Genomic DNA, 11,401 nt, shown 5'->3' on the forward strand with positions numbered 1-11,401 from the left:
ACCGAAGTCCGGCCGCACCAAAATCGTCTCGAAGTGAAACCGGAGAACCCATGGCAAACCTCCATCCGTTTGCCATCTTGAATCAGAAAAACACCGTTCCGGAAAGCCCCTATATGAGTCCCACTCACAGAGACTTGGTATCAGAGGCCCGGCTTCGGTCGAGGCCGTTCACCAGGATCCGATAATGGCACCCGATCCGACAAAGGAATTTACCTTGGAGATTGGCGGCAGCCCCGCTCTGGCCTTCACCGCTGAATGCGAAGGCGTGCTCGGCGATGGGACCGAAATTTCCGAAACCTTCGATGGATTGGTGCCGGATAGCCTGATCTTCGATGGTGCCGCCATTCGGTGCCGCATCAAGAAGAAAGATTTCCGAGGCAAGCTTTGGGCCGAGATCGTCGAAGGGGGTCGTGTCATAGCCAGCGCGGAAACGCTGAATCCATTGAACTGGGTCAGCGTGAGGTCCGCAGGTCCGTGGGGCGATGCCGCCGGCCAAGAAGGAAACTTGCGGGTCTTGATTCCAAAGCGACGGTCCATTCAACCTCTTCCACCGGAAAACCGTCGCCTGCCACCGCCGTTGTCGGGAACCATCGTCCCGCCGCTGTCGGGCAAGACGGTGCCGCCATTTACCGCACGGTGATATCCAGGGTTGGACGACTAGCGCGACTCCGCTTTGCGGCGCAACCAGTGGTCGGCCAATACGCACGCCATCATGGCCTCGCCGACGGGGACCGCCCTTATGCCGACACAGGGGTCATGTCGGCCGGTTGTCGTGACTTCGACTTCGGCGCCATGGATATCGAGGCTTTGACTGGCGCGCGGTAGCGAACTGGTTGGCTTGACGACAAAGCGGACGACGATGTCCTGGCCGCTGGTTATGCCGCCCAATACGCCTCCCGCATGATTCGAAAGAAAGCGCGGGCGATTGTCATCATCCAATCGCATTTCGTCCTGCGCCGATTCGCCAGGCATGTCTGCCGATGCGAAACCGTCGCCGATCTCGACACCCTTGACCGCGTTGATGCTAACCATCGCAGCGGCCAGATCCGCATCGAGCTTGCCGTAAACCGGCGTGCCCAACCCGACCGGAACGCCGCTGGCCTGAACTTCGATAACCGCGCCCGTCGAAGACCCCCTCTTGCGGACCTCGTCGAGAAATTCCGCCCATTGGTCGGCCATGACCTTGTCCGGGCACCAGAATGGATTGTTCTCGATTTCCGACCAATCCCAGCGCTGGCGGTCCACTTTATGCGGTCCCATCTGCACCAGCGCACCGCGGACCGCCGTCTCGGGCTGGTCTCGCGCCAGTAATTTTCGCGCGATCGCCCCAGCCGCGACGCGGCAGGCCGTTTCCCGCGCCGATGCGCGCCCGCCGCCACGGTAGTCACGAACACCATACTTGGCCCAATAGGTGTAATCGGCATGACCGGGCCGAAACTGATCCTTGATCGCGCCATAATCCTTCGTTCGCGCATCGACGTTTTCGATCATGAGCGACACCGGCGCGCCCGTCGTTTTGCCTTCGAAGACGCCTGAAATAATGCGCACGGTATCGGGCTCTCGGCGTTGCGTCGTGAACCTGGACTGGCCCGGTCGACGGCGGTCCAACCAGTGTTGCACGTCCGCTTCGGAGACCTCCAATCCCGATGGGACACCATCAACGACACAGCCGATCGCTGGACCGTGGCTTTCGCCCCAGGTCGTGAAGCGAAATAGGTGGCCAAACGTGTTTTCCGGCATGGCTTAGTCTTTGGCCTTGAAATCCTTGAGCAAATCGCTCAAGTCCGACGCCGCGTCGGTGGCCAACATGCCGACGATGTTGTAGCCGCAATCGACATGATGGACTTCCCCGGTCACCGCGGCGGACAGGTCACTCAGAAGGTAAAGCCCGGCCTGGCCGACGTCGTCGGTGGTCACGTTGCGTTTCAGCGGCGCATTGAGCTGGTTCCATTTCAGGATATGACGAAAGTCCCCGATGCCCATCGCCGCCAGGGTTCGGATCGGACCGGCGGAAATGGCATTGACCCGAATATTTTGCGGGCCAAGATCGACGGCGAGGTATCGCACGCTCGCCTCGAGGGCGGCTTTGGCGACTCCCATGACGTTGTAGTGGGGCATCACCCGCTCCGCCCCGTAATAGGTTAGAGTCACCAAACTGCCGCCATCGTTCATCAAGGGAACCGCGCGACGGCACATGTCGGTAAACGAAAAGCAGGAAACATCCAGCGTCTTAAGGAAATTATCCCGGCTCGTGTTGAGGTATTGACCGGTCAACTGGTCCTTGTCCGAAAAGGCAATGGCGTGGACGGCGAAATCGAGCTTGCCCCATTTATCGCCAATGGCAGCAAAGGCCCGGTCCATGGTCTCGCCATTCATGACGTCGCATTCGATTAGGAAATCCGTCCCCAATTGCTGGGCCAGCGGAGCAACGCGTTTGAGGAGAGGTTCGGATTGGTAGGTCAGGCACAGCTCCGCACCCTGATCGTGAACGGCCTTGGCGATGCCATAGGCGATAGATCGGTCGCTCGCGACACCCATAATCAGGCCCCGCTTGCCCGTCATCAGGGCGGCACTCTGTGTCATAATTGTCCCCAGCAAGGTATGCGAGCGTTGACGATCTGGCATCCTACACCATCGATACCGGCGAGCAAACATGGCGGGGTTCCACAGCCCCAGCTCCACCCACGCCCACCTTCGGTGCCGATTTTCCGGGACCGACCAAATTCTAACCACTTGATAATTATGAATTTTAGTTGACGGCACGTAATTGCTTCGAGAAGCAAAACAGCGGCAACCGGGTAAATCCCAGCCGCCCGAATTCGGAGTTGCCTATTCCAGTTTGCGACGCCCGGGTTGGGGCACGCCGCATCGGCGTTCGCCGCGCCGCTAGCCGAAGTTGGCGCGATTACGCCTAGATGGGGTGGCGGTCAGGACACGGTCCGCCTAAATTCGAAGAACCAGACTCGATAACGGACGCCGAGCATGACCAACCCGGAACACAGCGACCCTCTCGATCTATTTCGAGCGTGGTTTGCCGATGCACAGAAATCCGAAATCAACGATCCGAACGCGCTTGCCATGGCCTCTGTTGGAGCCGATGGTCAACCGTCGTTGCGCATGGTGTTGATGAAAGATTTCGACGCCGCGGGGTTCGTATTTTTTACGAACTATGAAAGCCGCAAGGGTCGGGAATTGTTGGCGCACCCAAAGGCGGCGCTGCTATTCCACTGGAAGAGCCTCGAGCGTCAGGTGCGGATCGAGGGACCGGTGAGCGAGGTCGACGGCGCGGAAGCGGATGCCTATTTTGCCACTCGCTCGCGCGGCAGCCAAATCGGTGCGTGGGCCTCGCAGCAGTCGCAACCTCTCGAAAGCCGCTTCGCACTCGAAAAGCGGGTGGCCCAATTTGCTGCCAAGTTCGGCGTGTCGAAAGTTCCTCGACCGCCGCATTGGAGCGGGTTTCGGGTCCGTCACGACTATTTGGAATTCTGGCACGGCCGCCCATTCCGTCTTCACGATAGGCTGGTTTATCAGCGTCACGGTGACGGTTGGCAAACGCGTCGTCTTTTTCCATGACGGCCGAAGCCTTGACAAACATTGACAAAAACGATCGGGACCGTGTCGCGCGCCTGATGAGGCTGGCGACCTATGCATCGGTCTCGACTGCGCTGGTTTTGATCGCCGCAAAAATCGTCGCGTGGATCCTGACTGATTCGATTGCCATGTTGTCGTCGCTGATCGATTCTTTGCTCGATTCCGTGACTTCGATCTTCAATCTGTTCGCGGTGCGTCATGCCTTGCGACCGGCGGATGAAGAACACAGGTTCGGGCATGGCAAGCTGGAACCGCTGTCGGGGCTGGTGCAATCCGCGTTCATCGTAGGATCGGGCATCTTGCTGCTGATCGAAGCCGGCAATAGGGCGTTGTTTCCCCACCCGGTGTCCTATGCCTACGTCGGCGTCGGCGTTTCGATTTTTGCCATCGTCGTGACGATCGTATTGGTCCGGTTTCAGGCATATGTCATTCGCCGCAGCCGCTCGGTCGCGATTGGTGCCGATGCCCTGCATTACAAGGGTGATCTGTTCATTAACCTGGGCGTCATCGGTTCGCTGATCGCGTCGACAACGCTAGGGTTCTATTGGATCGATCCCTTGGTCGGGGCGGCGGTCGGCCTATTTCTGATGTTCAATGCGCTTCGCATCGGCCGATCCAGCCTGGATATGTTGATGGATCGCGAGCTTCCGGACGAAGATCGCTCGAAAATCATGGCGCTGGCCTTGTCGCATCCAAAAGTATTGTCGGTCCACGAATTGAAAACACGTGCTTCCGGCCGCGATTCCTTTATCCAACTCCATTTGGAAATGGACGGTAACATGACGCTGACCGAGTCCCACGATATCGCCGATACGGTGGAGGCAGAGATTCAGACTGCATTTCCAGAGGCGGAAGTCATCATCCATCAGGATCCGGCCGGGTTGGAGGAAGACCATCCGGATTATTGAGGTGCGGGACCTGTCGCCGTGATCGTAGAAGACCAGAGCGCCGTGGTGGAGTTTCTGTCCCGCCCGGAAACCTATGGGATCGAGGGTCAGGTGGATCGCATCGAGACCCATATCGCGATCGTGTTTCTGGCCGGCGATCGGGCCTACAAACTGAAGCGTGCGATTAAGCTTCCCTATCTCGACTATTCCTCCGCCGCGCGACGTCTCGACATGTGCAAAGCCGAGGTCGAGCTGAACCGGCGGACGGCACCGGAATATTACCTTGGGGTCATGCCAATCGCGCGCCGTGGGCAAGCATTGGAACTCGGCGGCATCGGAAATCCCGTGGATTGGGTGGTCGCGATGCGGCGTTTCGATCAGGCGGATCTGTTCGATCACTTGGCCAAAGCCGGCCGGCTCGATACCAGGATCATGCGCCGCCTCGCGGAAATCATTGCGGAATTCCATCACCACCTGGAGCCCAGACACGACCATGGAGGATTTGCCGAGGCGCGCCACGTTATCGCGGGTATCGCCGAATCCTTCAACGAGGTCGCCGCCGAGTTGCCGCGAGACGGCTTTCACGGGGTCGTCGAGTCTCTCAGAGCTGAAGCAGAGGCACGAACGGATCTTTTGAATCGGCGCCGCACCGGCGGGTTCGTGCGGCATTGCCATGGCGACCTGCACCTAAGAAACATTTGCCTGATTGCCGACCAGCCGATGCTGTTCGATGCGATCGAATTCAACGACGAAATCGCGGTGATCGATACGTTCTATGATCTCGGCTTTCTGATCATGGATTTGATTCATCGCGATTTGCCGGCATTTTCCAATATTGTTCTCAATGGATACCTCGGATCCGCGCGAGACTATTCGGGTTTACCACTGCTGCCGCTTTACCTCGCCATGCGTGCGGCAATTCGGGCTCTGGTGATGGCCACCACGGCGAAATCGAGAAGCGAATCCGACCGCCGGAACGCCGATCGGGAAGAGGCCGCCGCGTACCTCGATCTATCGCGGAGCCTGCTAACGCCGGCGCCGTCCATTGCGATAGCGATCGGCGGCCTGTCGGGGAGCGGCAAGTCGACGCTCGCCTATGCGCTTGCTCCACAGGTGGGGCGCAGGCCGGGCGCGGTGGTTCTTCGTAGCGACGAAATCAGGAAGGAGATCATGGGGGTCGAATTGTCGACCCGATTGGATCCCAGTGGATATCGCCCTGAGGTCTCGGAACGGGTCTATTCGATCCTTCGGGAACGTGCGTCAGCGGTCCTCGCGAGCGGCCAGTCGGTGATTTGCGATGCCGTCTATGATCGGGTCGATAGCCGCCAATCGATAGAAGAAGCCGCGCGTGGGTGTGGTGCGCCGTTCTTCGGTATCTGGCTAGACGCGCCACTGGAAACGATGTCGCACCGCGTCGACCGCCGCCATGGGGATGCCTCGGATGCAACCGCCGCGGTCGTTCGACAACAATTTCAGTCCGACCGGGGTCATATTGATTGGTTGCGTCTCGATTCCGATAAGACCCGCGCCGCCTTGCTTGCGGACGCACGCCGAAGGCTGGCCGCGGCGGGGCACGTCTCACCTGCTTGATCCACGTCATTGCCACTACCATGTGTCAAGGCGAGGATCGATCCAATCGTCGCAACAAGGTCCTGGAGGTAAGTTTGTCGCTGAAGCAAATTCGGCTCGAATTGGCCCGTACGAAGGACTATCCCGAGGGCAGTTCATCCCACGGTTACGAATTCGTCGCTCCCCTGGATGATGACGGTCAATTGAATTTCGACGAGTGGAGCAAGTACAATCAGGTTTGTACCGTCCGCCGTTTTTGGGATGGGGAAGACGACGAACACGGCCTGTTGTTGCGGACGCGCGGGCGGCGCTGGATGTTTTCCTATGAACCTGGAGACGAGGATGACGAACCGATCTTCAAATTCGATCGTCACAGTTTCGTCGTTGGCGAGTACATGTCGATAACCGAACATGACGGCATCGCCCGGCCGTTTCGCATCGTTTCAATCGACGCGGCGCCGGTAACCAGGGCCTGACCTTCCGACCCCCTTGCCAACCCATCCAGTCGTCCTCTCAAACAAGAACGGCGGACCGTTTCCGCATCGATCCATGGAACTCGGCCTGAAAACCGCCTAGTCTCTTGACATGGACGGGGAACGGAAGACAGTCATTCTGACGGGTGCCAGCGGGGGTATCGGGCATGCGACGGTGAAGCGGTTTTCCGACGCGGGGTGGCAGATCATCACATGCTCGCGCGGCGAGGTGCCGGAGGAATGCAAACGCGATCCGAACTGGACGCATCACATCGCTGTCGATTTGTCGTCGTCCGAAGAGACCAGCCGCTTTGTCGCAGAGGCCCTGGACCTATTGGGGGACACACCGCTTCATTCGCTCGTCAACAATGCCGCCGTGTCGCCGAAAACGCCTTTCAAAGAACGGCTCGGATGCCTGAATGGAGATATCGCGGCGTGGCGGCTGGTGTTCGAGTTAAACTTCTTTACGCCTCTGGCTCTGGCCCGCGGTTTCGCCGGTCCGCTGGCAAAGGGCAAGGGCTCCATCGTAAATATCACTTCCATCGCGGGGCATGCCATACACCCCTTTGCCGGATCGGCCTACTCGACCTCCAAGGCGGCGCTTTCGGCTTTGACTCGGGAGATGGCGGTCGAATTCGCCGAATTGGGCGTTCGTGTCAATGCCGTCGCGCCGGGAGAAATCGAGACCGCAATGGTGGGACCGGAATATGAGACGTTGATACCTCGAATCCCGCTTCATCGCATGGGAACGCCGGCCGACGTGGCCAATACCGTGTACTACCTGTGCGATGAGGGGTCGTCTTATGTGACCGGCACCGAGATATTCGTGACCGGCGGCCAGCATTTGCTCTAGGTCGATCGGTCCAAGCGGGATGGCGCCGTTGGATTATCGCATGGCCATCAAATTCGTGATCAGCGCTTCATTGGCTTCGCGAATCGTCCTGGCAGTCTTGTGCGCCAAATCCATGTCTTCACGGCAACAGTGATGAGCTACCGTCGCGCATCGCTCCCGTTCTTCCCGTGCTTCGTCGATGATCGCCTGCTCGACGATATCTGTCATCTGTTTGACTTGGCTATCCGAAAGGTCGAGGTTCAATCCGCCAGCAATGGATTTGACAGTGGCGTCTGCTCGTTCTCTGAATCGCATGCTTCGCTCTCCCACTCTGTTTCGAACGAGTATTTCACACCGGCCAGACGACGTATCTTTCAGTGCGATGTGATGGCCGCCTGACTACTCATCGAGGGCGACCAGGGGAATGCCGATAGGTGGCGTCAGACCCGTGCTTTCAGCGCTTGCAGCCAGTCGATTCGCTCGCGGACATGGGCGCGATCGTGATTTAGCCATTCCACCAAGTGGCCCGGTTCGCCGTCGTATCCCGTGGCCAAATCGTCTAGTCGGGCGAGCTCGGTTTGGCTCATCCCAATCAGCAAATCGATTTGCTCCTGCTGTCCGTCCTCGGTCAATAGATGAAGATACCGAATCTTCAGAGCGAGGATCAGTTTGCCGACACCGTCGATCGGTGTCCGTACATTCGACCGTAGGAGGGAATCGAGTTCCACCTTGCCCTTCTCCGTAATTCGGAGCAAGGCGTTGTCTGCCATACCCGATTCGCTGTCGACAGCGTCGACCAGCCCCTCGAAACGCAAGAGCTCAATTGAAGTTCCCAAAACGTCGAGAGAGGGCCCGGTGATGCGGCTGACAAAATGGCGAACCTGGCCGGCGACATCGGCATAGCGGGCCGGTGCGCTGGCCAAATAACCGAGCGCCGCCAATCTGATTGCCTCGGTCGGAATGAGTGTGTTGTCGCGATACACGTTTGAACCTATGGCCCTGAGTTTGAGTCCACGAGATTGTAGCGATAAATCAAAAATAATGTAACTGAGAGCGATTCTCAATAACTAACGAAAATCACAACCCGCTTACGTACCGATGTTCTGCGCATTTGGGGCACCTTACGCGTCACCAATTAGGCGGCCCATTTGAGTCCAATACTTCGCCAAACATCGGTCAAGGCATCGATCAGCCTGTCGATCTCGGCGTCCCCATGAAGGGGTGATGGCGTCAAACGCAGGCGCTCCGTGCCCTTCGGTACGGTCGGATAATTGATCGGCTGGACATAAATGCCATGGTGGTCCAGCAACCGATCACTGGCCGCCTTACAAGCCCTGGCATCGCCGACCATCAACGGGACGATATGGGATTCCGTCGCCATCACCGGCAGGCCGGCCTCGCCGAGTCGACGTTTCAGCGTGGCCGCGCGTTCCTGATGCCGGTCGCGCAATTCGGTCGCGTCGCGGACAACACGAAGGCTGGCCAGCGCGCCCGCCGAAATCGCCGGGGGCAGGGCGGTGGTGAATATGAACCCGGGGCCGAAGCTGCGTACATAGTCGACGATCGGTTCGGCGCCGGCGATATACCCGCCCATGACTCCGAACGCCTTGCCCAAGGTACCCTGAATGACGGTCACCCGGTCCATGACGCCATCCCGTTCCGCGACGCCCGCGCCGCGAGGGCCGTAAAGTCCGACCGCGTGGACTTCGTCGAGGTATGTCATCGCGCCATATCTTTCGGCCAATTCGCAGTAGGCGGCGATTGGCGCGACGTCGCCATCCATTGAATAGACCGACTCGAAGGCCACAATTTTCGGGCGTCCAGGGTCGAGGGCCGCCAGTTCCGCCTCCAGATGGGCCAGGTCATTGTGGCGAACGATCCGTTTTTCGCTGCCGCCGGCGCGAATGCCGGCGATCATCGAGGCATGGTTCATCTCATCCGACAGGATGACGCAACCGGGAAGGCCGTTCGCCAACGCGCTGAGCGCGGTTTCGTTGGCGACATAGCCCGAGGAAAACAGCAGTGCCGAATCCTTGCGGTGAAGGTCGGCCAATTCCGCCTCGAGCATGACGTGATAATGGGTGGTTCCAGAAATATTGCGTGTGCCGCCGGCTCCCGCGCCGCATGTAGCGATCGCATCCTGCATGGCGGAAATGACGGCTGGATGCTGCCCCATTCCGAGATAGTCGTTGCTACACCAAACGGTTACTTCGGCGAGCTCGTTCTGGTGATGTCGGTATGCCGCTGGAAACCGGCCCGCCCGCCGCTCGATGTTCGCGAACACGCGGTATCGGCCCTCCAATTTCAAGGCATCGACGGCCTGACCGAATTTGTCGCTGTAGTTCATCGAATCCATGCGCCTTTTCCGCGCGACGATTTCCGATTCGGCTCCTGTCTCGCCGGATCCAAATAGCGGTTACCGCAGACCTTTTGCCTGAACCATTTCTTCCGTGTCATTCAAAGCCCTTTTGAAGCGCTCGATCATTTCCCCGATCTGCGGCGCGGTGATAATCAGCGGCGGCGAAAACGCCAGGCTGTCGCCAAGCGCGCGGATGATGAGGCCATGGTCTTGGGCGCGCGACGCGCAAAAGGCGCCAACCGCGTCGGCAGGGTCGAACGATTGCTTGGTTGACTTGTCGGTCACCAATTCGACGGCGGCGACCAACCCAATACCCCGAACCTCGCCGACCAGGGGGTGATCGGCGAGCTCTCGCAGGCCATCTTGAAGCACCGGTGAAACTTGCTGGACGTGGTCAATGAGGTTTCTTTCCTCATAAATTTTCAGGGTTTCGATCGCGACGGCACAGGCGACGGGGTGGCCCGAATAGGTGAACCCGTGACCGAATGTACCGACTTTGTCGCTCTGCTCCGCGAGCGCTTGGTAAATGGGTTCGGATATCAGAACCGCGCCGATCGGCAGATAGGCGGACGAGAGCGCCTTGGCGACAGTCATAATGTCCGGTTTCAGGCCAAACGTCTCGGTACCGAACATGTTGCCGGTACGGCCGAACCCACAAATAACCTCGTCGGCGATCAGCAGGATGTCATACTTGCGCAAGACCGCCTGGACCTTGTCGAAATAGGATTTCGGCGGCACGATGACACCGCCCGCGCCCATAACCGGTTCGGCGATGAACGCGGCCACCGTTTCGGGCCCTTCGTCGACGATTAGCCTTTCGAGGTTGGCAGCTAGGCGAGAGGCGAATTCCTCTTCGCTCTCGCCATCTTCACCGAACCGGTAGTAGTGCGGACAATCGGCATGCAGAATATTGACGATGGGCAGATCGAATGCCTGGTGATTGGCCGGCAAACCGGTGAGGCTGGCCGAGGCCACAGTGACGCCGTGATAGGCTTTGACGCGAGAAATGATTTTCTTCTTTTCCGGCTTGCCGATCGCGTTGTGATAGTACCAGACCATCTTGACGACCGAGTCGTTGGCTTCCGATCCGGAATTCGTAAAGAACACCTTCGACATCGGGACCGGCGCCATCGAGATCAATCGTTCGGCCAGTTCGATGCCGACGTCGTGCGACTTGTGGGCGAAGGTGTGATAAAATGGGAGCTTACGCATCTCGGCCGTCGCGGCGTCGACCAGCCGCTCCTCATTAAAGCCGAGCGATGTGCACCAGAGCCCTGCCAGGCCTTCGATATATTCCTTGCCATCTTCGTCGAAGACGTGAATTCCCCGGCCTTCCGTGATCACCAACGGTCCCTTGTCTTGGTGCACTTTCAGGTTCGTGTAAGGGTGCAGGACGTAAGCGATGTCGCGACTCGCGGCCGAGTTGCCGAGATGAGCCATTGGTGATCTCCGAACTGAGGATGAAGGGGCGAATATCGGCGCCCATGCGGTGATTGTCAAAGCCTATACTTTGACCGACCCAAAGATGTGGACCTATCCCGCCAACGGCGCACTTATACCAAATCCCGTTGATCATGACCTATGTGCCCATTGCCTGTGTCCGATCGACATGATTTTCCAGGGCTGATCGATGAGCTTGTTCCAGGCGTCACAGCAGTGGTCGACGATGTCGTCGTATGAGTTGAAGACG

At 58.6% G+C, this 11,401-nt stretch carries 13 protein-coding genes; 6 read left to right on the forward strand and 7 right to left on the reverse strand.

What is annotated here, in order from left to right:
• Nucleotides 1-184 precede the first annotated feature (184 nt).
• Entirely contained in the window at nucleotides 185-640 is a 456-nt protein-coding gene (locus tag GY791_20110; protein ID MCP4330705.1) for a hypothetical protein, read from the forward strand.
• A gap of 17 nt (nucleotides 641-657) precedes the next feature.
• On the opposite strand, the gene aroC is transcribed toward GY791_20110, so the two are convergent.
• Nucleotides 658-1,740 (reverse strand): chorismate synthase, encoded by a 1,083-nt coding sequence (gene aroC / locus GY791_20115; GenBank protein MCP4330706.1) that lies wholly within the window; start codon nucleotides 1,738-1,740, stop codon nucleotides 658-660.
• A 3-nt stretch (nucleotides 1,741-1,743) separates the two neighbouring features.
• Nucleotides 1,744-2,583 carry an enoyl-ACP reductase FabI gene (fabI, locus tag GY791_20120; GenBank protein MCP4330707.1) on the reverse strand — a complete coding sequence of 280 codons (840 nt, stop codon included), beginning with the start codon at nucleotides 2,581-2,583 and terminating at the stop codon, nucleotides 1,744-1,746.
• A 399-nt stretch (nucleotides 2,584-2,982) separates the two neighbouring features.
• On the opposite strand from fabI, the gene pdxH reads away from it, so the two are divergent.
• The 5 genes from pdxH to GY791_20145 all read left to right on the forward strand — a co-directional run bounded on the left by pdxH (nucleotide 2,983) and on the right by GY791_20145 (nucleotide 7,373).
• On the forward strand, nucleotides 2,983-3,573 hold the full coding sequence (gene pdxH, locus GY791_20125; protein ID MCP4330708.1) for a pyridoxamine 5'-phosphate oxidase: 591 nt from the start codon (nucleotides 2,983-2,985) through the stop codon (nucleotides 3,571-3,573).
• Entirely contained in the window at nucleotides 3,570-4,499 is a 930-nt protein-coding gene (locus GY791_20130; protein ID MCP4330709.1) for a cation diffusion facilitator family transporter, read from the forward strand. Before pdxH ends, GY791_20130 begins: the two co-directional genes overlap by 4 nt.
• Before the next feature lie 18 nt (nucleotides 4,500-4,517).
• Nucleotides 4,518-6,068, forward strand: coding sequence for an AAA family ATPase (locus GY791_20135; GenBank protein MCP4330710.1), 1,551 nt, complete (start codon nucleotides 4,518-4,520; stop codon nucleotides 6,066-6,068).
• Nucleotides 6,069-6,142: 74 nt separating this feature from the next.
• Nucleotides 6,143-6,523: a hypothetical protein gene (locus GY791_20140; GenBank protein MCP4330711.1), complete on the forward strand. Its 381-nt coding sequence runs from the start codon at nucleotides 6,143-6,145 to the stop codon at nucleotides 6,521-6,523.
• A 109-nt stretch (nucleotides 6,524-6,632) separates the two neighbouring features.
• Entirely contained in the window at nucleotides 6,633-7,373 is a 741-nt protein-coding gene (locus GY791_20145; GenBank protein MCP4330712.1) for an SDR family oxidoreductase, read from the forward strand.
• A 33-nt stretch (nucleotides 7,374-7,406) separates the two neighbouring features.
• Here the strand turns inward: GY791_20145 and GY791_20150 are convergent, their stop codons facing one another.
• The 5 genes from GY791_20150 to GY791_20170 all read right to left on the reverse strand — a co-directional run.
• Nucleotides 7,407-7,667, reverse strand: a complete 261-nt coding sequence (locus GY791_20150; protein ID MCP4330713.1) for a hypothetical protein — start codon at nucleotides 7,665-7,667, stop codon at nucleotides 7,407-7,409.
• Between the two features lie 125 nt (nucleotides 7,668-7,792).
• Nucleotides 7,793-8,335 carry a hypothetical protein gene (locus tag GY791_20155; protein ID MCP4330714.1) on the reverse strand — a complete coding sequence of 181 codons (543 nt, stop codon included), beginning with the start codon at nucleotides 8,333-8,335 and terminating at the stop codon, nucleotides 7,793-7,795.
• Between the two features lie 152 nt (nucleotides 8,336-8,487).
• Nucleotides 8,488-9,699 carry a 5-aminolevulinate synthase gene (gene hemA / locus GY791_20160; protein ID MCP4330715.1) on the reverse strand — a complete coding sequence of 404 codons (1,212 nt, stop codon included), beginning with the start codon at nucleotides 9,697-9,699 and terminating at the stop codon, nucleotides 8,488-8,490.
• Between the two features lie 69 nt (nucleotides 9,700-9,768).
• Entirely contained in the window at nucleotides 9,769-11,151 is a 1,383-nt protein-coding gene (locus GY791_20165) for an aspartate aminotransferase family protein (GenBank protein MCP4330716.1), read from the reverse strand.
• 132 nt (nucleotides 11,152-11,283) lie between these two features.
• Nucleotides 11,284-11,401, reverse strand: a 118-nt coding sequence (locus GY791_20170) for an IS630 family transposase (protein MCP4330717.1), incomplete at its 5' end; no start/stop codon positions are given.

The sequence above is a fragment of the Alphaproteobacteria bacterium genome (assembly GCA_024244705.1).
GTDB lineage: Bacteria > Pseudomonadota > Alphaproteobacteria > JAAEOK01 > JAAEOK01 > JAAEOK01.

Bases quoted from the DNA above. Each gene is read 5' to 3' on its own strand.
- GY791_20110 (MCP4330705.1), top strand. From the start codon at position 185: ATGGCACCCGATCCGACAAAGGAATTTACCTTGGAGATTGGCGGCAGC.
- fabI (MCP4330707.1), bottom strand. From the start codon at position 2,583: ATGACACAGAGTGCCGCCCTGATGACGGGCAAGCGGGGCCTGATTATG.
- GY791_20150 (MCP4330713.1), bottom strand. From the start codon at position 7,667: ATGCGATTCAGAGAACGAGCAGACGCCACTGTCAAATCCATTGCTGGC.
- hemA (MCP4330715.1), bottom strand. From the start codon at position 9,699: ATGAACTACAGCGACAAATTCGGTCAGGCCGTCGATGCCTTGAAATTG.
- GY791_20130 (MCP4330709.1), top strand. From the start codon at position 3,570: ATGACGGCCGAAGCCTTGACAAACATTGACAAAAACGATCGGGACCGT.
- GY791_20145 (MCP4330712.1), top strand. From the start codon at position 6,633: ATGGACGGGGAACGGAAGACAGTCATTCTGACGGGTGCCAGCGGGGGT.
- pdxH (MCP4330708.1), top strand. From the start codon at position 2,983: ATGACCAACCCGGAACACAGCGACCCTCTCGATCTATTTCGAGCGTGG.
- aroC (MCP4330706.1), bottom strand. From the start codon at position 1,740: ATGCCGGAAAACACGTTTGGCCACCTATTTCGCTTCACGACCTGGGGC.
- GY791_20165 (MCP4330716.1), bottom strand. From the start codon at position 11,151: ATGGCTCATCTCGGCAACTCGGCCGCGAGTCGCGACATCGCTTACGTC.